This is a genomic window from Colwellia maritima (genome assembly GCF_022669015.1).
GTDB lineage: Bacteria > Pseudomonadota > Gammaproteobacteria > Enterobacterales > Alteromonadaceae > Colwellia > Colwellia maritima.
Genome location: NZ_JAKKSL010000005.1, coordinates 59,169 through 81,080 on the forward strand (window position 1 = coordinate 59,169; position 21,912 = coordinate 81,080).

General features: G+C 36.1%; 21 protein-coding genes and 5 pseudogenes. 16 read left to right on the forward strand and 10 right to left on the reverse strand.

Features of this window, described 5'->3' with window-relative positions:
• Positions 1–201: 201 nt before the first annotated feature.
• Together L3081_RS20855 and L3081_RS20860 are read left to right on the forward strand one after the other, a co-directional pair.
• Positions 202–675 (forward strand): hypothetical protein, encoded by a 474-nt coding sequence (locus tag L3081_RS20855; RefSeq protein ID WP_242288270.1) that lies wholly within the window; start codon positions 202–204, stop codon positions 673–675.
• A gap of 11 nt (positions 676–686) precedes the next feature.
• A complete protein-coding gene (locus L3081_RS20860; RefSeq protein ID WP_242288271.1) occupies positions 687–1,427 on the forward strand; it encodes a hypothetical protein in 741 nt (246 codons plus the stop codon).
• A gap of 56 nt (positions 1,428–1,483) precedes the next feature.
• On the opposite strand, the gene L3081_RS20865 is transcribed toward L3081_RS20860, so the two are convergent.
• Positions 1,484–2,737, reverse strand: a complete 1,254-nt coding sequence (locus L3081_RS20865) for a glycoside hydrolase family 88/105 protein (RefSeq protein ID WP_242288272.1) — start codon at positions 2,735–2,737, stop codon at positions 1,484–1,486.
• A gap of 293 nt (positions 2,738–3,030) precedes the next feature.
• Here L3081_RS20865 and L3081_RS20870 point away from each other — a divergent pair.
• The 7 genes and pseudogenes from L3081_RS20870 to L3081_RS20900 all read left to right on the forward strand — a co-directional run bounded on the left by L3081_RS20870 (position 3,031) and on the right by L3081_RS20900 (position 9,610).
• Positions 3,031–3,796: pseudogene (locus tag L3081_RS20870) on the forward strand (SDR family oxidoreductase).
• A gap of 17 nt (positions 3,797–3,813) precedes the next feature.
• Positions 3,814–4,657, forward strand: a pseudogene (kduI, locus tag L3081_RS20875) (5-dehydro-4-deoxy-D-glucuronate isomerase).
• A 293-nt stretch (positions 4,658–4,950) separates the two neighbouring features.
• Positions 4,951–5,786 (forward strand): annotated as a pseudogene (locus L3081_RS20880) (TRAP transporter substrate-binding protein).
• A complete protein-coding gene (locus L3081_RS20885) occupies positions 5,783–6,283 on the forward strand; it encodes a TRAP transporter small permease (RefSeq protein ID WP_242288273.1) in 501 nt (166 codons plus the stop codon). Before L3081_RS20880 ends, L3081_RS20885 begins: the two are co-directional and overlap by 4 nt.
• 3 nt (positions 6,284–6,286) lie before the next feature.
• A complete protein-coding gene (locus tag L3081_RS20890; RefSeq protein WP_242288274.1) occupies positions 6,287–7,585 on the forward strand; it encodes a TRAP transporter large permease in 1,299 nt (432 codons plus the stop codon).
• Positions 7,586–7,605: 20 nt separating this feature from the next.
• A complete protein-coding gene (locus tag L3081_RS20895; RefSeq protein ID WP_242288275.1) occupies positions 7,606–8,550 on the forward strand; it encodes a DUF4861 family protein in 945 nt (314 codons plus the stop codon).
• A 166-nt stretch (positions 8,551–8,716) separates the two neighbouring features.
• A complete protein-coding gene (locus L3081_RS20900) occupies positions 8,717–9,610 on the forward strand; it encodes a sugar kinase (protein ID WP_242288276.1) in 894 nt (297 codons plus the stop codon).
• Positions 9,611–9,816: 206 nt separating this feature from the next.
• On the opposite strand, the gene L3081_RS20905 is transcribed toward L3081_RS20900, so the two are convergent.
• The 3 genes from L3081_RS20905 to L3081_RS20915 form a co-directional block, all read right to left on the reverse strand.
• Positions 9,817–10,269: a FadR/GntR family transcriptional regulator gene (locus L3081_RS20905; RefSeq protein ID WP_242288277.1), complete on the reverse strand. Its 453-nt coding sequence runs from the start codon at positions 10,267–10,269 to the stop codon at positions 9,817–9,819.
• An 11-nt stretch (positions 10,270–10,280) separates the two neighbouring features.
• Positions 10,281–10,553: a winged helix-turn-helix domain-containing protein gene (locus L3081_RS20910; RefSeq protein ID WP_242288278.1), complete on the reverse strand. Its 273-nt coding sequence runs from the start codon at positions 10,551–10,553 to the stop codon at positions 10,281–10,283.
• Positions 10,554–10,741: 188 nt separating this feature from the next.
• Positions 10,742–11,476 carry a FadR/GntR family transcriptional regulator gene (locus L3081_RS20915; RefSeq protein WP_242288279.1) on the reverse strand — a complete coding sequence of 245 codons (735 nt, stop codon included), beginning with the start codon at positions 11,474–11,476 and terminating at the stop codon, positions 10,742–10,744.
• Positions 11,477–11,755: 279 nt separating this feature from the next.
• On the opposite strand from L3081_RS20915, the pseudogene L3081_RS29245 reads away from it, so the two are divergent.
• Positions 11,756–13,259, forward strand: a pseudogene (locus L3081_RS29245) (sulfatase family protein).
• An 86-nt stretch (positions 13,260–13,345) separates the two neighbouring features.
• Here L3081_RS29245 and L3081_RS20935 read toward each other — a convergent pair.
• The 3 genes from L3081_RS20935 to L3081_RS20945 form a co-directional block, all read right to left on the reverse strand.
• Complete coding sequence (locus tag L3081_RS20935) at positions 13,346–13,828, reverse strand: hypothetical protein (RefSeq protein WP_242288281.1); 483 nt, start codon at positions 13,826–13,828, stop codon at positions 13,346–13,348.
• A 95-nt stretch (positions 13,829–13,923) separates the two neighbouring features.
• Complete coding sequence (locus L3081_RS20940) at positions 13,924–14,376, reverse strand: sialate O-acetylesterase (RefSeq protein ID WP_242288282.1); 453 nt, start codon at positions 14,374–14,376, stop codon at positions 13,924–13,926.
• A complete protein-coding gene (locus L3081_RS20945) occupies positions 14,321–15,322 on the reverse strand; it encodes a sialate O-acetylesterase (RefSeq protein WP_242288283.1) in 1,002 nt (333 codons plus the stop codon). Before L3081_RS20945 ends, L3081_RS20940 begins: the two co-directional genes overlap by 56 nt.
• A gap of 403 nt (positions 15,323–15,725) precedes the next feature.
• On the opposite strand from L3081_RS20945, the gene L3081_RS20950 reads away from it, so the two are divergent.
• The 6 genes from L3081_RS20950 (at position 15,726) to L3081_RS20970 (ending at position 19,688) form a co-directional block, all read left to right on the forward strand.
• Positions 15,726–16,283, forward strand: coding sequence for a glycoside hydrolase family 55 protein (locus L3081_RS20950; protein ID WP_242288284.1), 558 nt, complete (start codon positions 15,726–15,728; stop codon positions 16,281–16,283).
• Between the two features lie 62 nt (positions 16,284–16,345).
• Complete coding sequence (locus tag L3081_RS28660) at positions 16,346–17,410, forward strand: DUF4955 domain-containing protein (protein ID WP_242288285.1); 1,065 nt, start codon at positions 16,346–16,348, stop codon at positions 17,408–17,410.
• Positions 17,411–17,497: 87 nt separating this feature from the next.
• Complete coding sequence (locus L3081_RS27405; protein WP_274620694.1) at positions 17,498–18,208, forward strand: sulfatase-like hydrolase/transferase; 711 nt, start codon at positions 17,498–17,500, stop codon at positions 18,206–18,208.
• Positions 18,189–18,659, forward strand: a complete 471-nt coding sequence (locus tag L3081_RS27410; protein ID WP_274620695.1) for a sulfatase-like hydrolase/transferase — start codon at positions 18,189–18,191, stop codon at positions 18,657–18,659. The genes L3081_RS27405 and L3081_RS27410 overlap by 20 nt, the downstream gene beginning before the upstream one ends.
• A gap of 335 nt (positions 18,660–18,994) precedes the next feature.
• Positions 18,995–19,312, forward strand: a complete 318-nt coding sequence (locus L3081_RS20965) for a hypothetical protein (protein WP_242288286.1) — start codon at positions 18,995–18,997, stop codon at positions 19,310–19,312.
• Positions 19,269–19,688, forward strand: coding sequence for a hypothetical protein (locus L3081_RS20970; protein WP_242288287.1), 420 nt, complete (start codon positions 19,269–19,271; stop codon positions 19,686–19,688). Before L3081_RS20965 ends, L3081_RS20970 begins: the two co-directional genes overlap by 44 nt.
• A gap of 969 nt (positions 19,689–20,657) precedes the next feature.
• On the opposite strand, the pseudogene L3081_RS20975 reads toward L3081_RS20970, so the two are convergent.
• From L3081_RS20975 to L3081_RS20985, 3 genes and pseudogenes are all read right to left on the reverse strand, one after another.
• Positions 20,658–20,978, reverse strand: a pseudogene (locus L3081_RS20975) (hypothetical protein); the annotation flags it as partial.
• Between the two features lie 14 nt (positions 20,979–20,992).
• Positions 20,993–21,409, reverse strand: a complete 417-nt coding sequence (locus tag L3081_RS20980; protein ID WP_242288289.1) for a hypothetical protein — start codon at positions 21,407–21,409, stop codon at positions 20,993–20,995.
• Between the two features lie 121 nt (positions 21,410–21,530).
• A complete protein-coding gene (locus L3081_RS20985; RefSeq protein WP_242288290.1) occupies positions 21,531–21,764 on the reverse strand; it encodes an Ig-like domain-containing protein in 234 nt (77 codons plus the stop codon).
• Positions 21,765–21,912 lie beyond the last annotated feature (148 nt).

Below are 21,912 nucleotides of genomic sequence, written 5' to 3' on the forward strand. Positions count from 1 at the left end.
TAATTACTTGCTTCACTCATTAGATAGGGGCAGGCAAAAGAGTAGTAAAATATCCATTGGGTTAATCTAAATTTATACATTTTTAAAATTCCCTAGGTAAGTTGTTGGCATTATTAGATAAATAGCATTTAAAACATAAGTCTGTGCCTATATTGGCGCTGTGCTTTATTCACTTAAAATATAGATAGGAAGAAACGAGAGATGCAAGTTTTTAAATTACTCATTCCAATACTGGTACTTAATTTGTCATTTGGTGTTAATGCACAAAATGAAAATGATCAATTAACTGATATTCGTTACGGTGACCCCGGTTTAGTGCTTGATGAGTCTAAGGTCGATCCTCGCTATCCAGATATAGTTGAATGGGCAAAAGCCGGTGTCAGAGGTGGTATTCCTTTTCGAGAGACAACACCTATTGTAAAAACAATTAAGCCGGGAACAGACAACATTCAAGGGGCTATTGATCAAGTAAAAAACGGTGGCGTGATTATTTTAAAATCGGGTACTTATACCCTTAATCAGCCTGTGTATCTAAAATCAAATATTATTCTGCGCGGCGAAACGGGTGATCCTAAAGATGTGGTGATTAATATTAACTTTCGTCAAAAATGGGAAGGTTGGGCGTCAAAACGTTATGGTTTAGTGATGCATGACGTTAAAAATGCTTTGGAATAGAAGATGTAACCTTGTTTTACCTTGTACCTAATTTAGAACCCACAGATAATACAGGTTATAGCGATAAGTGGGTTCAAGGGGTTATGAATAACGATGTTGACCGAGATGACTTATACGTAGGTTTAATCAAAATGTCGGGCACTACATCTGATTCTTGGGTTGATAATTGTAGATTGTTGGAGTCAGGCACTGATCCAATACTCACTGAAAAAACAACAACGCATTTAACCTTTCGTGACAATTTTGTTGACCGAGCCTACAACAAAGGTGGTCGTGGTAATGCCTATTTTGATATGCGAGGCCAATATATTTTAGTAACTGGCAATATCATTAAACGCATACGTCATCTTGCGATTGAAATGGGCGCAAAATATGTGGTGGTAACTAACAACCATATTGAAGTTGATGTTAATTTTCATCAAGGTGATTTAGGCCATAATTTGGTTGAGAACAATACTATTCGTATTCCTGAGTGGCATAGACATAATGAAAGTCATAATGGATGGGCTGTTTTTGCTGCGGGTAATGCGAGTATTCATTCACCAACAGGTGATGCAAATATGCTGTATAAAAATATCAGTGACTTAAGAAATACAGGACCTAAATACGATAACCCAAATACGGTTTATACTATTCTAAAATATAATATTGGTGCTTATTCTGAACACCCCCGCTTCATGGAACACTCTATGCTATTGAGAAACAGAAATAATAATCTGAAAAAATGCTCATATTGTAGCCTTATGGAATAAAACAATATTGGAGGATAGCTGAACTGCACAGCTATCCAACTATAAAAATGTACGTGTTATTTAGCTAACTTATACAATTCGCTACCCGTTAATAAAAAGGCTCCTGTCGCATAAATTTGTGTATCTTCCGCTGAAACATTATCAGGAGAGTCACCAATTTGCTGCACCCGACCTAATTTTCCGTTAGGTTGTACAGCGTCAACAAGGGCTGACCATGCTCTAGTTACGACAGGCATAAAGGTTTTTTTATCTAATATTCCTTGATTAATACCAGAGGCAAATGCGAAGGCCATTAAACCTGTGCCACTGGTTTCTTTAAACGGTTGAGTTTCAGGATCTAATACTGAGGGACGCCACAAGCCGTCTGACTGTTGAGCTTGCGCTAAACGAGTCATCATCTTACGAAAAATATCTTCGTATTTAGCTCGGCTAGGATGCTCTTTAGGAAAGTGCTCAAGAATACGTGCTAGTCCTGCAGCTACCCAACCAACACCGCGTGCCCAAATAACTTTTTCACTGTTTGCTTCTCTTTTGTCGAAAAAGCGAGAGTCACGGAAAAATAAGTGATCTTTGTCATCCCATAGTAAATTAACAGTTTCCCATAATTCTTTATCGGCAAATTCTAAATATCTTTTGTCACCGGTTACTTTACTTAAGTTGATCCATACAGGAGGTCCCATAAATAAGGCATCAGCCCAACACCATCTATTTTTACATGGTCTTAATTGAAATTTTCTATTGCCAAACTCATCTTGTAGTAGTTTACCATCGTGAACTGAAGTCTGAGTAACATCTTCATAAGTTAACGTGGTTGTTGACGGCGTTTGTAAAATTATTTCAAAGATAACTTTAAGTGGCGTTAACATGTCTTCGTTAGGGTATTTTTTATATAAGTCTAGATATAATTGACCTATCGCGTAATCGTCAGCGTTGTAAATTCTAGGAGCAAATAAATATTTACGATGTTTAGCAATATCAAGTAACTGTTCAGAATACTTATCGTTACCCATTGAACTCTCTAATTCCGCCATACGGGCCATGCCAACATAAAATGAAGCATAAACCCAACCTTGTGGGTGACTGCTTTCATCTGTGGGAGCCATATGAGCGCCTTTGTCATAGCCTTCAAATAAATAGGTTTTATTGTTGAACCTAGCCATTTGCCAATCAGTGACTTTTTTCATAGCTTGATGAACCGAAGTTTTATTTATTGTTTTACTTAACGGCGTTTGTTGTATTGATGCACAGGATAATTTGGTGCATAAAAATACAAATAAGCTTAAATGCGTTAGTGCTTTTGTAAAGCGCATGGAGTACCTCTTAGTAGTTTTATGATTTGTCTAATTTTATATGTTTATAACACTGAATTATTTGTCATAACATCAATGTATGACGTCAGACAAGTATAGGTTAAAATAACAATATGACAAGAGTGATTTATTAAAAATAATTGATTGTTTAATGCTTTTATAAAAATAAAATCATATAAAACAAAGAGGGAGCATGTTTTTACTAAGTTTATTATTTTTACGTTGTTTATATCTAGTTGTATGATAACATATAGCTAGTTAGAATTTTTCATATATAGATAATTGGAAACAAAATGCAAAATGAACTTTTTTCGTTACAAGGTAAAACTGCCTTGGTTACAGGTGCTAGCAGAGGCTTGGGTCAAGCAATTGCAATTGGCTTGGCAAAATCTGGTGCGACGGTTATTTGTGCTAGTTCAAGTGATGGAGGTAGTATTAAAACTGTAGCATTAATAGAAGAGGTCGGCGGTACTGCTTTTGCTTTAGCCGCAGATTTATCAAGTGAAAGTCAAGTTTCAGAGCTTGCTAAAAATGCTTTATCAATAACAGGTAAAGTCGATGTATTAATAAATAACGGTGGTACTATTTCACGGTACCCGGCAATTGATTACCCACTAAATGAATTTAAAAATGTTATAGATGTTAATTTGAATTCAGTATTTCAATTAAGCCAGTTAATTGGTATCGAGATGATTAATAATGGTGGCGGCAAGATAATTAATATTGCTTCGATGCTTTCATATTCTGGAGGAATGACAGTACCGGCTTATACAGCAAGTAAACACGGCGTCGTTGGTATTACGCGTGCTTTGGCAAATGAGTGGGCAAGTAAAAATGTTCAAATAAATGCGATAGCACCCGGATATTTCAGAACGGATAATACCCAAGCATTGCAAGATGACGCAGAACGAAATCAGCAAATACAAGCGCGAATCCCTCTTTGGAGAATGGGGAGTACCTGAGCAATTAGTTGGCGCTGCAGTTTTTTTATCTTCTCAAGCAAGTGATTACGTAAATGGCCATGTTTTGGCTGTCGATGGTGGTCGGTTAGCCCGTTAATTTAAAGGAATTTAGTAATGACTATTACATATGAAACACGTTATGCAATTGGGCCTAATGAAGCAAAGAAATTTACCACTGAAGAATTACGCGAGGCTTTTGTTGGTGAAAATTTATTTGAAGATAACAAAATAAATCTAATTTATACCCATTACGATCGTTATATTGTTGGTGGTGCGATACCTACAGATAAAGCGCTTACTTTAGACTCTATTGACCCACTGAAGAGTGAAACCTTTTTATCTCGTCGTGAATTAGGTGCTGTAAATATTGGTCAATTTGGTATTATTATTGTTGATGGCCAAGAATATAGTATAGGCCACAAAGAAGCCTTATATATTGGTTCAGGCACTAAAGAAGTTATTTTTAAAAGTGTAGATGCTAAAGCACCTGCACGTTTTTATCTAAATTCAGCACAAGCATTTAAATCTTTCCCAACTAAAAAAATTACAATGGCTGATGCCAATGTTTTACATATGGGATCACAAGAAACATCAAACGAAAGAACAATTGCACAATTAATCGTTCAGGGGGTTGTTGATACTTGTCAGCTACAAATGGGGCTTACTTCTCTTAAACCAGGGAGTGTTTGGAATACTATGCCTGCGCATCAACATGACCGTCGTATGGAGGCTTACCTTTATTTTGAAGTAAAAGAAGATCAAGCTGTTGCTCATTTTATGGGTGAACCAAAACAAACACGCGTTATTTGGGCAGGTAATGAACAAGTGATGATTTCTCCAAACTTGGTCAATCCATTGTGGCTCAGGTACCTCAAATTACTCATTTATTTGGGGAATGGCAGGTGAAAACCTAGATTACAATGATATGGATAAGTATCAAGCGTCTGAACTTCGTTAATAGTAACGGCTTGATATTGAGTTGATGTTTAGTTTAGGCATTTAAACATCAACTCACTTTGAGTTTTAAAGCTCGAAATAAAAATAAAATTATAAAAATAAAACACAAATTAAATAACTAATAAAAACGAATATGGGGAATTTATCGTTATGGTATTTATTAGGTATGTAAAAGTTGCCGTAATAATTTTTACCGTGTTACTTGTTGGTTGTGATAAAAAAAGCAGCAAAACGGTACTACGAGTAGGACATACATTAGATACTAAGCATTCTGTACATAAAGCATTAGAGTTTATGTCAGAAAGATTAGAGTATTATTCTCATGGTGAAATGAGTCTTAAGTTATACCCCAATGGTACCTTAGGTTCAGAGCGTGAACTTGTTGAGTTGCTCCAAATCGGTAGTTTAGCTATGACAAAAGTCTCTGCTGCTACTTTAGAAAGTTTTGTTGACGATATGCGTTTGTTTGGTTTGCCTTATGTTTTTTCTAGTAGAGAACATCGTTGGAATATATTACAAAGCGATATCGGTGAAGACATATTACATGCACTACAACCCGCAAAACTGTATGGTTTAGGGTATTTTGACGCAGGTAGCCGTAGTTTTTACTCTTGCGATAAAATGATACGTAGTCCTGAAGATGTTAAGGGCTTAAAGATACGTGTTATGAATAGCCAAAATGCCGTTAAAATGATTGATGCCTTTGGCGGCGCTGCAACACCAATTAGTGGGGCGAACTGTATGCCGCGTTGCAGCAAGGTGTGGTTGATGGTGCTGAAAATAATCCTCCTAGTTTTTATTCTGCTCGACATTATGAAGTATGTAAAAATTTCTCTCTTAATGAACATACCTCTATTCCTGATGTAATGGTTATCAGCCAACATATTTTTAGTCACTTATCTGAACAAGAACAACACTGGTTAAAGTTAGCCATGACAGATGCCGTGCAAAAACAAAAAACATTATGGTTAGAAGCTGAAAACTATGCTTTAGCGGAAATGAAAAAATCTGGTTTAAATGTACATTATCCAGATAAAAAACCTTTTATGGATGCGGTAGCTCATTTGCATGATGCTTATAAAGGTTCAATCGTAGGTCAGTACCTAATGCGTATTAAGGCTAAACAATGAAAAATTTAAATAGTTGGTTTACCAAAGCAATAAGCTATTTGGTTGTTATCCTAATGGTTTCTATTGTCGCAACTGTGTTGTGGCAAGTGTTTTCTCGTTATGTACTTTTGTCTCCTAGTTCGGGGTCTGGCGAAATATCTCGATTTTTGCTGATTTGGCTAGGTTTATTAGGGTCAACTTATTGTTATCAACAAAACTCACACCTAAGTTTAGATATTTTAGCTCGTAAACTTAGTGCTCAAAAGCAGGCTTATTTAGCGCGTTTTGTTCATCTTATGGTGTTTTTGTTTTCATTAACTGTACTCGTTGTGGGTGGTGTTAATCTCGTTACTACAACATTAGATCCTGTTCAGCTCTCTGCGGTTTTAGGCGTTAAAATGGCTTATGTTTATAGTGTTATGCCATTAACTGGCCTTATTTTTTGTACAACAGCTTTAGAAAAACTCTTTTTTATTAAAAATGAACAGTTTATTTCACCTAAAGCTATAGGAGAATAAAGTATGGAATTTAGTGGCTTAATCTTAATTTTAGTGTTTTTTCTTTTACTCATACTCAATGTACCCATTAGTTTTTGTATTGGTATATCAACGGCAGTTGCAATGCTATTTAGTATTGATTTTATTCCTGCTACAACAACTATTTCTCAACGTATGGTGGGAGGATTAGATAGTTTTGCTTTATTAGCAATACCCTTATTTGTTTTATCAGGATTACTCATGGGGCGCGGTGGTGTTGCCCGAAAACTTATCGATTGCGCTATGGCTCTTATTGGTATGTTACCTGGTGGTTTGGCATTAGTTAATGTTATGTCTTGTACATTGTTTGGGAGTATTTCTGGTTCAGCTGTTGCTACAACAAGTGCTATTGGTAGCTTCATTATTCCTGAAATGGAAAAAAAGGGGTACGACCGAAATTTTGCAACGGCGGTTACGGCCTGTGCTTCAACAACCGGCATGATTATTCCACCAAGTAATATATTAATCATTTATGCTATTGCTAGTGGCGGAGTATCTGTTTCTGCATTATTTGTAGCGGGTTATTTACCTGGTTTACTATTAGCTTCGCTACTTATGATTGTATGTGCGGGCTATGCCATAAAAAAAGGTTTTCCTACGGAAGCACGATTACCTTTATCTTTTATTGTTAAGAAGGTTATTGCTGCAGTACCAAGCTTAATGCTGATTTTTATTATTATTGGTGGGATTTTAGGTGGCATTTTTACAGCCACAGAAGCAGGGGCTATTGCTGTTTTTTATTCTTTAATTTTAGCGGTACTTGTCTATAAAGAAGTTAAAGTGGGTGAACTTAAAGAAATACTACTTAAAGCAGGTGAGATATCTGCAATTGTTTTATTACTTATTGCGGCCTCTTCTGCCATGTCATGGATGTTGTCTTATGAAAATATACCTGAAATCATCAGTAAAACGTTAATGACAATCAGTGAAAACCCTTTAATTATTTTATTAATTATTAATTTAATATTAATTATTGTTGGTGCTTTTATGGACATGACTCAAACCGTATTAATATTTACCCCTATATTTTTACCCGTTGCTGAAAGTCTAGGTATGTCGCCTCTACACTTTGGCATTATGATGGTGTTAAACCTTTCTATAGGTTTGTGTTCCCCTCCTGTTGGTGCCGTGCTCTTTGTGGGGTGTTCTGTTGGGAATACCACCATTGATAAAATTATTAAACCTATGGTGCCTTTATATATAGCGATGTTTATAGCACTAATGTTAGTTACCTATATCCCGGCAATTAGCGAATTTTTACCAAAAGCTTTTGGTTTATATTAAAAAAATAAAGCGAGATCAAAATGATTAATTTTAAAAAAATTTTTATTCTAGCCAGTGTTGTTAACACATTATCTGCGTGTGGTTTAGTGGATAGTTCAACGACACAAAATAACAATTCAAAGCAAAATACAGAAAATGTAACTGAAGCAAATCAAGCAACGACTTTTGCTCGTTTTGTACCCGAAAGAAATGATGACTTTGCTTGGGAAAATGATTTAGTTGCCTTTCGTGCCTACGGACCATTTGCGCGAGAATTTGCAGAAAACGCGGGGCTAGACTGTTGGTTGAAACGCGTTAAAACGCCTATCATTAATAAGTGGTACAAACAAGCATTAGAGCAAGACATGACATACCACAAAGACTGGGGTGAAGGACAAGATAACTATCACGTTGGGTCATCTGCGGGTTGTGGTAGCTCGGCGCTGTGGTTAAACGGCAAGCGCGAGCCGTTAGAGACTTTCACACAATGGAAAATTCTAGAGCAATCGCCAGAAAAAACACGTTTTGTATTATCGTATAAACGTGTCATTGCTGATGTTGAATACCAAGAAAAGAAAGAAATAGAAATAAAACTAGGACATAGAGTATTTAAAGCAACATCTACTTTTTGGAAAGATGGTGAGTTAGCTATTAATTTACCTATTAGTATTGGTTTAACCACTCACGATGAGGCGGCAATTTCTAATTGGGATAAACTGACGGGTACCGTATCTACATGGGAAGTTATCGAAGGTTATGGTTTAGGCACAGGTGTAGTGGTTAACCCTAAACGTGTAGATGAATATAAGCTTATTTCTAGTTTAGGACAAAAAGATGCGGGTCATATACTTGCTATTACAAAAACGGATAATAAAGGGCAGGTAACTTATTACGCAGGTTACGGTTGGGAAAAAGCAAGAGAAATCACCCGTTTTAGCCAATGGAAAACTTACTTAAAAAGCTTTGCTAAACAGGCGAGTTTTTAGTTAATAAAAGCAGGTCATACATGCAGTGATTTCAATACGACATGTATGATCTAATCCTCCTTATTTACTATTTATGTCTTTAATCCTGCACATTTACAATAATGATTAATCTTAATTCAACTGAACATAAGTTGTAGGACTTATGTTCAGTTCATGTGAGAAAATAATGAAAAAAATGTTAACTATTGGCGAAGGTATGCTTGAACTTCGCATGAACGAAAATGGCAGTATTGAAAGTAGTTTCTTTGGTGATACATTAAATGCTGCCATCTATGCAAAACGATTTACGCCGTCATTAGATGTTTCTTGGTTTTCAGCTATAGGAACCGATGAATTTAGCCAGAATATGATTACGTTTTTAAGTACCGAAGGTATTAATACCAACTGGCTCTATGAAAGCAAGGAGGCATTGCTTGGTATTTATAATATCCAAACAGACACCTTTGGTGAACGAACATTTAATTACTGGCGTAGTAACTCAGCAGCAACAAAAATGATGCGGCTAATGAAACAAAAAGATACCGTTCAAAAAATAGAACAATTTGATTTGGTTCTATTTACAGGATTAAGTTTAGCCATTTTAAATGATGAGGATAAAAAAAGTTTACTTGAATTACTTCAATTACTTAAAGCATCAGGCGCTAAAATAGCTTTTGATCCTAATTACAGAGAACGTATGTGGCATACTAAAGAAAATGCTATTACATGGTTTGATATAGCATTTTCTATCAGTGATATAGTGTTACCTGGATTAGATGAGATGCAAGAGCTTTACTCAACACATACACATGATGAAGTGAACGACTATTTGAAATTACTAGGTTGTACTGAAATTATCATCAAATGTGGTGCTGATGGTGTTGTTGCATTTGTTGATAATCTTGAAAATTGTCACATACCGTTTAAAGCTGCTGCTATTCAAGTTGATTCAACCGCTGCCGGAGACTCATTCGCAGGTACATATTTAGCTGCAAGGGCAAATGACTTGTCAGTACAGGATGCAATTAAAGCCGCAGATATGGTTGCTCGATGTGTGGTTCAACATCCGGTGCTATTATAGATAAGTCTGAATATGCGAAAATATCTGTAAATAATTAAATTGTGTATTTGTAATTAATGGCTTTCTTGTTGGAAGCTCTAAATTAATAAGTATATAAATCGCATTGTGGTAGTCGGTAGGATATACCTAAAAGCATTATCAAACTGAAATCATTAACGTATTGTGGGTGCTATAATACCTTTAACGCATGAATGAAACGTAAAAATTTAAGTGCTTGCAGTAATCATTTTATGTCTTTGTATACTGTTTTTTAAGTGAGATTTTACGGCCGCACTTGCTAACTCAGCATCTTGATATTCAATCGCCTTTAGTATTTGCATATGCTCGGCTTGTAAAGTTGCTAGAAAGTCAGCTCTTTTGCATGCTTTATCGTTTGAAGTAATAATTTCTCGCGCGGGGATAATTGTTTGAGAGCCAATATACTCAATAAAACGAAAGAAATAAGTATTCCCAGAAGCCAATGCGATCGCGCGATGAAAGTTAAAATCTTCTTCTATAGCATTTTCACCGGTTTCTATTTTAATGTTCATGTCTTGAAAACAATTAGTTATGTGCGTCATTTGTTCTGTTGTTCTTTGCATTGCGGCCATCGAAGCCATTTCAATTTCTACAGCCATTCTCAACTCAAGTATTTGTACAGCGTCTACGACACATTCCATTTCAAACTGAGTTATTTCGAAAGAACCACTTTTCGGTGTTTTTGTGACAAAAACACCGACCCCTTGTGGCTTTCTACTAGTCCTTCTGCTTTTAATTGAGCAATAGACTCTCGGACAACACTTCTACTAACACCTGCTAAGGCTTCGATTCTTTTGGAAGAAGGAAGTTTTTCGCCGACCTTAAAATCGCCCGAGATTATTTTATTTCGTAATGACTCAGCAAGATCGTTTGTAAGGCTATTTGATTTTTTCATTTTATTCAGGTTGAAACTTTGTATGCTCATGTTGTATTCTTATAATATAAGTTATGTAAAATCAGTTTAACAGCTATTAAGAAGTAGACCAATACAAATTAAAACTTAAAGTATAAATAAAGAAGCAATAAAGTAGGTATAAAAGAGGGTGTTGGCGATTGTATAAGGCGGTTGAACCAAAATGGTTCAACCAAGAATAAAAGTTAAGTAGTTGGCATTTAAGAAGAAAGAGATTGTTCTATTTGGCAATGGCGTTTAATACTATTACTCAAATGGGCTTTAGCGGAGGCTTTTGCTAGCTCACTGTCTTGAGATTGAATTGCTCTAGCTATTTGACGGTGTTCTTCTTGAATGACAATTAAAAGTCCATCACTGCCTGAGTCCTTTTCATATTTCGTAATGATCTCTCTAGCGGGAATAACACCTGAACCAATATAGTCTATAAAACGAAGAAAGTATGGGTTACCTGATGCTTCAGCAATTGATTTATGAAATGCGAAGTCTTCAATTATGGCTACTTCTCCAGCCGCTATTTTAACTTCCATAGCTTGCATGCAAGTTAATATATTTTCCATTTGTTCATCCGTTCTATTTTTTGCTGCCATCCCAGACATTTCAGCTTCAACAGACATGCGAAGCTCTAGAATTTGAATTGCATCATGGATTGATTCAAATTCAGAGCTATCTATTTTAAAAGACTTATTGGGCTGTATAGATGTTACAAATACACCTACACCTTGGCGACTATCGACTAAGCCTTCCGCTTTTAATTGCGCGATAGCTTCGCGTACTACACTGCGACTTACACCCGCTTGGTTTTCAATTACCTTAGAAGAGGGCAATTTATCACCAGTTTTAAATGTCCCACTTTGAATTTCATCCCTTAAAGACTTTACTAATTCATTGGTTAGGCTTAAAGATTTTGGTACTTGGTTAAGTGTGAAAGACGTCATATCTGATAACTTATCTCTAAAATAGATTCCCCAAATTCTAGCAAACTTAAATATTTAATTCTATTGAAATTTAATCAACTTAATATTTATTAAAGTTTTGATAATTAACTTTAAATTTTTGTTTGTAATAACTTAATCTAAACTAGTAAATGAATGTAGGATATCATATAACATGTATCGACATCTGTTTTATGAACAGTGAAACTAAGTAGGAATTAAAATATGTATATAAACGTTAAAATGAAAACTATTATTACTGTCTTATTAATCATTGCTGTGATGAGTTGCACTAAGTATTCAAGAATAAACAGCAAAGACGAAACGTCCAACAAAGCAAAAAAACCGAATGTGGTTATTTTATATGTTGATGATTTAGGCTACGGCGATATAGGCAGTTATGGATTAAAAGGAGCAACTACGCCTAATATAGATCAACTAGCAGCAAAGGGTATTCGTTTTACAGATGCTCATTCATCAGCAGCAACCTGTACACCTTCTAGATACTCTCTATTAACTGGGCAGTATGCTTTTAGAAACAATGCGGCTATCTTACCTGGTGATGCCCCGTTAATTATTGATCATACAAAACCTACATTGCCGAAAATGTTTCAAAAAGCAGGTTATAAAACAGCGGTAATAGGTAAATGGCATTTAGGTTTAGGCAGTGGCAACGTTGATTGGAATAAACCTGTATCGCCGGGGCCATTAGAATTAGGATTTGATTATAGTTTTTTATTGCCGGCAACTGGAGATCGAGTACCTACTGTTTATCTTGAAGGTCATCACGTGGTCGGATTGGATCCAAATGACCCCATTACAGTTAGTTATGAAGCGCCTATTGGTGAACGTCCGGTTGGTACACTGCACCCCAAATTATTAAAGCAAACGGCTGATTTACAACACAGTGCCTCCGTTGTAAATGGTATTAGTCGTATAGGTTGGATGGTGGTGGAAAAAGCGCAGAATGGGTGGATGAAGAGTTTTCTCATGTTTTTACAGATAAAGCTATTGAATGGATAGAGGCAAATCAAGAGGAACCATTTATGTTGTTTTTTCCTTTTCATGATATTCATGTACCAAGAGTGCCGAATAAAATGTTTCAAGGAAAAAGTAGTATGGGACCAAGAGGAGATGCCATCGTACAAATGGATTGGATGACAGGGCGGATTATTAATAAGTTAAAATCACTTGGTCTATACGATAACACTCTTATCATTTTCTCAAGTGATAACGGTCCGGTTTTGGATGATGGTTATGCAGACCAAGCTGTTGAATTAGTCGGTGAACATGATCCTTCTGGAATATATCGAGGGGGAAGTACAGTGCATATGAAGCAGGAACACGTGTTCCTATGATTGTCACTTACCCTAATGGTATTAAAAATTTAGGTGACAGCAACGCACTCATTAGTCATATCGATTTCTATCGTTCACTTGCTAATTTTATTGGTGTTGAGCTTTCTAATACTGAAGCTATTGATAGTCAAAACGTTATTGATGCTTTGTTAGATTCCTCCAAAAGTGCCCGTAAAGTTATGTTAGAAGAATCTTTTACTTTGGCACTTAGAGAGGGGGATTTTAAATACATTGCCCCGTTTGAAGGTAATACCCCTGATTGGTTAATGAATAAAGCCGTTGAGAGTGGACTAAAGCCAGAAGGGCAATTGTTTGATTTAAGCTCGGATGCCACAGAAAATATTAATATTATTGATAAAATGCCGGAACGAGCAAGAGCTATGCAAACTAAAATTGAGGCAATAGTTTCACAAAATTCTTATAAATAAATGGAACAACAGAGTGACTTAATGTCACTCTGCTTTTTAAACTATTTTCTATTTTCTATTTACTTTTTGAGTGACGTTTTTAATTACTATTTGAAACAGTTATCCGTCATCACATATTCGAAAGGGCTAGCAGGAAAACCCTCACTATTAAATAAGCTTGCAATAGGGTTATCTGCCCATGCGTACCTCACTGAGCAAACCTTGCCAATATTTACAGGGCTCAGGATTACACTATTATTATGTACTTCAGCATGAATGTTGTGATAAATGCCATCTGTACCTGCAATTTCAAATCCTAATAACTTGCTTTGTGCTTTAGTTAAAAGTGAGTTTTGGCTATCATTATGAAGTGTTAAGTTATGATGTGACGTTAAATGATTATCTGTATGTGAAAAGTTTGCAATCAAACTGTTTTTTTCTTGTCTTATTGTCGAGGTAATGGGGCCAGAATAAGATTTATTACCACCATAAGTCTTAGTTTTAGCGATACTTGCCAAACGATTCCCAACCACTTTTTTGTTGCGTGGATGTACATCTAAACTATTACCAACATCAATAGTGACAGCCATACCCGTATTGGATAATGCTAATGTATTGAGTTGAGCATTTCTTATTTGAGCCCAACCACTTTCTTTCGGATAATCTATTCTTTCCTTATAATTGGCTAATTGAACATAATAAAAAGGTAACTTGGTCTGTTGCCATTTATTTCGCCACTTGTTATTAAGTTTTTAAATTGCGCCTGGTATAAGTCAGCTCTAGAAGTATTTGATTCACCTTGATACCAAATAACCCCCTTTATCTTAAAATTTATTAATGGATGAATCATCGCATTATATAAAACACTATGACTTCCCTGGTAGCGGGTAACTGATACTAAAGGCTCTTCTAATGTGTTATTGGTTCGCCAATCGCCTGTTAAGTTGATTTTTTGCTGACCGTTAATAATATAAAGTTGTTCTTTTAAACCAAAGCGTTTGAAATTACTCCAATCATTTGCGGTTCGTATTGCAATGGTATTATCACCATTTTTTAGTGTGCCACCGGAATTGTTATTGTACCTAACGTCGGTGTGCTGCGCGTTTAAAAATACGTTTGTTATTAATAAATACTTCAAAATAATTCGGGTATAAACCAAATGATAATAACGAAGGTTCTTTGATTGAAATGTTGGAAAGGTAAAGTTTTTTCCGCATCCATACTATGTTATCACCTTGATATTCTCCGGGTAAACTTGTAAGTTGCCAAGTGCTATCATCATACTGCTCTGAACCTGTTTGTAACTCTTTGAATGCCTTTTCATTATGTAATTGTTGTTGTCTACGTTTGTTATTGTTATCTGATAATTGTACTTTGTTTTGCCAATTATCTTTATCTAAGTATGTTGTATTTGGATACTCGTGAGGCAAATTTTTAACAATAGAATTTGGAGTCCAAGCTTCAATTGGCGTACCGCCCCAAGCACTGTCAATAATACCAATAGGTACATCAGTATCGAGGTGAATAGCTTTGGCAAAATACCAAGCAATCGCTGAAAAATCTTTTACTGTATTTGGTGTGGCGGATAGCCATTTTTTTTCAAGGGTTAACGTAGTTTTTGGTGTCGGACTAATAGTATTTTTCACTTCCAAAAAACGTATTAAAGGTAAGTTTGCTTGTAGTGACTCATCCTCCCAATTATCGGTAGACCAAGATAGTTTCCACTCCATATTTGATTGTCCTGACGCAATCCAAACATCACCAAAATAGATATTACTAATTTCTTTTTCTTTTTTTTGAGAAGTCACTTTAATAACATGTGGTCCACCTACAGCTTGAGCAGGTAAATTCACTTCCCAATAGCCTTGTAAGTTAGACATACCTTTCCATTCCGATTTATCCAAGGTGACTGTAACAGGGGTACTAGGGGCAGCTGATCCTGATATCAAAAATGGTTTGTCACGCTGAATTATCATATTGTCTTGAAATAGATTGGATAATGTTATGGCTGTTGTACTGAATGACAATAAACTTAATGTCACCAATAGGGATAAGCAGAATGATTTAATTAAAGCGTTATTCATATTTCTCTCAATTATTTCTAATTAACGTTATATACAGTCGCTAAATGATATGTAGTTATGGTTGCCCGCTAAGAAACTAGCTTCTACAAGATAGTAATGAATAACCAAATATTTAATTAACCAACGTTCTTTTTACTTATTATTGAAGCGATTCAATTATCAATTAATAATTTGTTATCATTAGTTGATGTATGATATCTTATATCTAAATTGATCTTAATGACAATCAAATTTGAGGTGATAACGCAGTTTTATGGCTTGTTATGGATAGGGCTATTCTTGCTTGTATGATAACTTACGTGTGTTTATTGAATTATCATATGGTTTTATCATTACGTCATTTAATCTGTTTTTATCACTTAATTTAAGCGTGTTTTTCAACTGTTTTTCATAAGGAAACATCATGAAATATTTGTTATGTGTATCTACCCTTTTTCTGATCAGTTCATGTGGGGAGTCATCGATAGCAAATAATAGCACTTCAGCTAATGTATCTATTCCTGCGGTAAACTCTCTACCACCATGGCAACATTATCTACCAAAAGGCAACGGGCAATCTTTATTAGATTTTTCGGCTGTTGGTGTCAATTACTCAGAATCTGGCATTCCTACATTAGCTTTACCTATTTTCAACGTCGTTGATTTCGGTGCTGTACCTAATGATGAGATTGAAGACTTAGAAGGTATCCAAAAAGCCATAGCCGCTGCTGAAAAAGCAGGGGGAGGGATTGTAAAATTTCCGGAGGGTCGTTTTTTGATAAATGAAGTTGAAAACCGTCGTACAGGCATTCTAATTAGCGCTTCTCGGGTTATTCTACAAGGCAGTGGAAATAGTGTAGATGGAACCGACTTATTTATGAAATATCCACTTGCTCCACAAGATCCACAAAAAAAGTGGACAGTACCGGCAATGATTAGATTCCACCGCATGATACTTCAGCACCATCTTCGAAAGGTATAGGAAAATATATAGCAGAATCTGTCATTGTAGAGGATTCAAAGCAAAATGATACCTTTGTACTAGTGCAGGACACCTCAAAATTTAATGTTGGCGATGTTGTGACATTAGACATGCAAAACCCTAAAGCCAACGATGATTTTCTCGATGGAAAACAACCAAGAGATATTTGGGAAGAGGTTATTGATAAAGGTGTAAAAGCGTCAGAAACACTCGAAATTAAAGAGATTAACGATAATAAAATATTTTTTGAACAGCCTTTAATTACACGTATTAATAAAAGCTATGGTTGGAAAATTCGTTCAATTTACACCATCAAGAATGTAGGTATTGAGAACTTACGGTTTACTGGCAACTTTAAAGAGACATTTGCTCATCATAAAAATGCAACACATGATTCTGGATTTACAGCGGTTAATTTAAATAGAACAACACATTCTTGGGTTCAAAATGTTGTTTTTCGAAATGTCTCTGTCGCCGCGAGCGTCTCAGGCGGTATAGCTAATACCATGATGCTTAACGTTATTGAAGGAAATAGAGGGCATGCCTGCTTTAATATCACCTTTGGTACGCGTAATTTAACCGCGTTGAATATAGATATAACAAATAAGGGGCAATGGCATGGGCCAGGCGCATCACACCTTTCCGTTGGTAATGTAATTTGGCGCTTTAATAGCCCTAAGTCACGGGGGATAGATTCGCATGGGTTATTTCCACGCTTTACTCTCTATGACAACGTTACAACGTATGGTTTTGGTGGTTGGGGAGGTAATTTCAAAAACTTACCAAACCATTTAGAAGGACTAGTCTTGTGGAATTTTGTACAAACTGGCGATACCGTTGGTGAATGGCATGAGGGTAACTTTAATTTCTGGGATACCGACAAACCTAAAAGCCAACCCTATACCTTTTTTACTGCCGTAAACCCGATACTTATCGGTTATGAAGGTAGTGCGAATGGTGTTGTTAGTGAGCATATGAAACATGTTAATAGTTTCGGTAAAAATGTTGATTTAGATTCATTATACGAGTCTCAGTTACAGCATCGAATTGGGCATACACCGTCTTGGATTATCAGTGCTTTATCGAAATGGCAACGTCTACTGGCTACATATTCAATAGAAAATTAACCTTATACCTAACAAGTAAAACCTAAAACAAATTAAAAAGCACACTTAATCTACTACTACTAAATAGTACTGTCAGGATAGTAACTTATGAAATTAACAATACCATTATATACTTTTTTTATATTAGTCATGGGGTCATTAGCTCCATACAGTGTAGCTAAATCTATTGATGAAAAGCCTAATGTACTCGTTATTATTGCTGATGATGCAGGCTTTGGTGATGTAGGTTATAACGGAGCTGAAATTAATACGCCGACACTTGACGGCTTGGCGAATGACGGCGTTCGTTTAAATAATTTTTATACGTATTCTACTTGTACTCCCTCTCGCGCTGCTTTTTTTACGGGTCAAGCGCCAAGTCGTTTTGGTTTACTTTACCCTATCATGAAAGAAGATAAGGTTGGCTTGCCGAAAAATCGTAAAATTATGCCCGCGTTATTTAAAGAAAATGGTTATCAAACAGCTTTAATTGGTAAATGGCATCTTGGTGAGGAAGACGGATTTGCCCCGTTAGATAAAGGCTTTGATTATCATTATGGCATTCGTGGCGGTTGGATTGATCATTATACTCATCATAATCCAGAACACGGTCATGATTGGTACCGAAACAATAAGCAAATTAAATTACCTCAAGAACATGCAACCGATCTCATCACTAAAGATGCATTATCTTACTTACAAAATTTGAACACTAAAAACAGCAAGCCCTTTTTTTTAACGTTAAGTTACACCGCACCACATGTACCTATACAGGTTGATCCAAAATGGATTAAACCTTATGAAACCAAAGATTGGTAATAAAACTCGACTTGGCTATGCAGGCATGATGACTCAACTGGATGACTCAGTTAATCAGGTAATTACTCAGTTAGCTACTTTGAATATGTTAAAAAATACTATCGTTGTTTTTTTTAGTGATAATGGACCATCTGCGCCAGGTAAAAAATGGTATATCCGGCCTGAGTTTCATCATGTTAATTTTTACGGCAATGAAGGGATTTATGGATTAGCAGGAGGTCATAAAGGATGGAAAGCACAACCTTACGATGGCGGAATGCGCACACCTGCATTTGTTTATTGGCCAAAAAATTTAAGTAAAAAGCAAATAGACTCTCCAATTATCATTCAAGACCTGTATCGTTCTTTAGCATCAATTACTCGTCTCTCTGGCGTGCCTAAAGCCATTGATGGTGATGGGCGAGACATGAGTAATACGTTAACGACTGGAAAATCTGACCGTACCAGTTAAATTTTATTGGCGTACAGGTAAAAATGTCGCTTTGAGATTGGAAGAATGGAAACTCGTCATTCACGAAAATACGCCCTACGCAAAAGGTATGAAACCAGAGCTCTATAATTTACTTAATGATCCGCTGAATCTGTTAATCTGGCAAGTAAAAAACCGAATGTATTAGCTGATTTACTCAGTGTATTAAAAGTTGAATATGATAAAGATCCTGAGCCATACATTAATCCTGCCTTGTTAATAAAAGGTCGTTAGGCAAAGACGTTTCATTTCTTGAAAAGAGAAATGATGCAATCGTTCAATAATTTAATACAAGGCTTGGTTATAAGGGGAGTTCTGTGAGGTTTACTATATTTATTCGTTTTGTCGTCGTAATGAGCAGTCTGTTTATAAGTGGTATCTGTGTATGTAACAATATCGAACCCGTTACAGTGATGGAGAGTTTTGAACAAGGTATTCCAGATGGATTGTATGCCACTGGCGGTAAACTAAGTTTAGATTCTAAACGTATGAAGCACAAGGCAACATCACTACGTTGGGATTGGGTTGGCAATGATCGATTAATCTTTGATACACCACTGGGTTACCACGAACCCCGTGATTTAAAAACAATTGATAAAACCGGTCGAGACCAATACCTATTTAAAAACTACTGAAAATTATCAAACAGTTAATGCTCTTGAGACAAGCCACATTAGAGTAAATATTCAAAATAATATTGTACTTACTTTACCTCCACTTTCTACCGGGTTACCAAAAGCAGGTAAAAAGATTGCAATAACGCCACCTGAGTACGAGGGGACCCGTGTCTACCACACAGCTTACTTACCTGAAAATTGGTCTCAAGAGAAAGTTCATCAAGGACAAACCTGGCCAATTATTTTTGAATATACGGAGAATAAATATCCTAAATCGGGTTCTACCGGTGAAGTAAAAGATGCAGCATTTGGTTTTGGTTTAAGTGCAGGTAAATTTATTTGGATAAGTTTGCCATACATACATTCCAATAAGATGGAAAATCAACTCACCTAGTGGGGTAATAAAGAAGCTACCGTAAATTACGCTAAGATCAATGTACCAAGAATTATCAAAGAGTTTGACGGAGAATCGCGCGCGGTTTTTCTCTGTGGTTTTTCTCGAGGAGCTATTGCTGTTAATCACTTGGGATTACATGACGATGAAATTTCTAAACTATGGACTGCGTTTATTGTGCATGATCATTTTGACGGTGAACAATAATGGTTAGGCACTAGTTGGGGGTCACCCTATGAAAAATATGTTCGAGAGTCATCAGTACGATTACAGCGCGTAAAAGGACGTCCTTATCTAATAACAAGTGTTCCGCCCATGGTCACACTACAAAAAGATTTGTAGAATCGCAGTTAGGTACTACTAATAATTTTACCTATTTGAATGTTAATACAAAAAATATTTTTGGTCATTTCCCCAATTCAATTGCTAAAAGTGGACATACGGATAGGCGGCCTTTAGTGCCAAGTTATTATCGTACTAACGCTTGGCATTGGTTGAATAGTCAAATGACGCTGAAATAAGTGCATACGTTGATTAGTCGCTTATTACTAACAGAAAGTAAATAAGTTTGTAATTTCAGCGCAGATAGATCAGTTTGATACTCGACACACAAACCGCGCTTTGAGGTTAATTCAGCTTATTAATCTTTTTCTCACTCCTTTATAATGGACCCACTTTGCAGTTTGACTATACCTATTCTAGTAAATTATTACCGATAGAATGCTTTGCCTAGTTTTATTTCCCTAATACCATAAGCCCAAACATTTAATACAAGGATATAAATATTATATTTTTGTTTTCTATTGATAAGTTATTACGTTTCGACGAAAGGCTGAGCATTAACGTTAAGCATCACTTTAATAAACCTATATATGTATAAGGGGGGCAATGTTTACAACTGACATAAAAAACTGCCTGTAATCTGATAAAAGATTGCAGGCAGTTTCTGTGCTTTTTACTCATTAAAAATTAATTTTTGAACAACCTTCTTATTGATAAAATGGTTAAAAGGAATAATGAATAAGCCATTGAACCACCTGATGAATTTGTTTCTTCTTGTACAGGAAGAGTCGGCGATATAATAATTGTTACCTTATCTGTTGATGTCAGTTCGCCATCACCTGATGTTAAAGATAAAACGTATTTTCCTGTAGCTGCGAACGTTGCCGTCGTTACACCTGAAGATTTATCGGCAAAGGTAACACCTTCAGGTCCAGACCATATACAAGTAACCACGTCTGTTGTAGGTAAGTCATCGTCAGTACATTTACCGCTTAAGTTAACACTATTATTTGGAGATACAGCTACTTGGAGTGTACCAAAGCATTAACAGTGGGGGCTTGGTTGGTAATAACATCAATACTTGTGTCACCCTCTTGATAACTTTTCCAAGTGATATTGTCGATAGCTATCGTGTTATTACTTTCATTTTCAGATGCACCTCTTAAGCCAATAGTGAAGTCTCCAGAAATATTGATATTATCAAATTCAATTAAGTAAGCGTTAGGACCTGTATGACTAGAGGTAGCAACTACTTCACCATTAATTAATAACTCCAAGTTACGTTCGATCCCAAGATCAAATAAATCGATAGCTTCCACAGAGAATGAGCGAATACCGCCAGAGATAACACCCGACTGTACAGCAACAAATCTATCTGTTGGTTTACCTAGAAAGTAAATTTGTGAAGTTGAATTAAGATAATCTTTTACACCTTTCACATCTTTAACTGTCCACTCTATATTATTAGCCCCTATATATGTTAGAGGATCATGATTTTCAGGCCACCTTCATAAGGTAGGTTAGTAAATGTTTCTCTATTTTGTTCTTCTATTGATGTAATTACTGTTGTTGCAGTAAAGCCACCATCATTAGTTGTGGCTGTAATAGTTGCATTACCGGCCTGAAATCGCGGTGACGATACCAAAGAGAATCAACCTTTGCAATAGCTTCATTACTTGAAGACCAAGTGACTGATGTATCAGTAGCAAACGAAGGTGTTAGCATTGGTGTAAGTGTTATTTGCTTACCCGTAATCAGTTGTTCACCTTCTGAAGAAAGGGTAACCCCAGACACCAGTATGCCTGCACTATACCAATCAGTTTTTAGTGTGTTGAATTGTGTTTTTGCGTCTGTAGTCCAGTTGGATGTCTCACTTCCATATGGCTTCCATGTAATATTATCTATTGCTACAGAGTTATTAGCATCTCCACTGGCGTCGGTA

Coding starts and splice junctions, on each gene's coding strand:
- L3081_RS27410 (WP_274620695.1), top strand. CDS start 18,189: ATGAAACCAAAGATTGGTAATAAAACTCGACTTGGCTATGCAGGCATG.
- L3081_RS20885 (WP_242288273.1), top strand. CDS start 5,783: ATGAAAAATTTAAATAGTTGGTTTACCAAAGCAATAAGCTATTTGGTT.
- L3081_RS20910 (WP_242288278.1), bottom strand. CDS start 10,553: ATGAGCATACAAAGTTTCAACCTGAATAAAATGAAAAAATCAAATAGC.
- L3081_RS20935 (WP_242288281.1), bottom strand. CDS start 13,828: ATGGCTGTCACTATTGATGTTGGTAATAGTTTAGATGTACATCCACGC.
- L3081_RS20855 (WP_242288270.1), top strand. CDS start 202: ATGCAAGTTTTTAAATTACTCATTCCAATACTGGTACTTAATTTGTCA.
- L3081_RS20895 (WP_242288275.1), top strand. CDS start 7,606: ATGATTAATTTTAAAAAAATTTTTATTCTAGCCAGTGTTGTTAACACA.
- L3081_RS20905 (WP_242288277.1), bottom strand. CDS start 10,269: ATGGAATGTGTCGTAGACGCTGTACAAATACTTGAGTTGAGAATGGCT.
- L3081_RS20945 (WP_242288283.1), bottom strand. CDS start 15,322: ATGAATAACGCTTTAATTAAATCATTCTGCTTATCCCTATTGGTGACA.
- L3081_RS20950 (WP_242288284.1), top strand. CDS start 15,726: ATGAAATATTTGTTATGTGTATCTACCCTTTTTCTGATCAGTTCATGT.
- L3081_RS27405 (WP_274620694.1), top strand. CDS start 17,498: ATGAAATTAACAATACCATTATATACTTTTTTTATATTAGTCATGGGG.
- L3081_RS20900 (WP_242288276.1), top strand. CDS start 8,717: ATGAAAAAAATGTTAACTATTGGCGAAGGTATGCTTGAACTTCGCATG.
- L3081_RS20865 (WP_242288272.1), bottom strand. CDS start 2,737: ATGCGCTTTACAAAAGCACTAACGCATTTAAGCTTATTTGTATTTTTA.
- L3081_RS20915 (WP_242288279.1), bottom strand. CDS start 11,476: ATGACGTCTTTCACACTTAACCAAGTACCAAAATCTTTAAGCCTAACC.
- L3081_RS20890 (WP_242288274.1), top strand. CDS start 6,287: ATGGAATTTAGTGGCTTAATCTTAATTTTAGTGTTTTTTCTTTTACTC.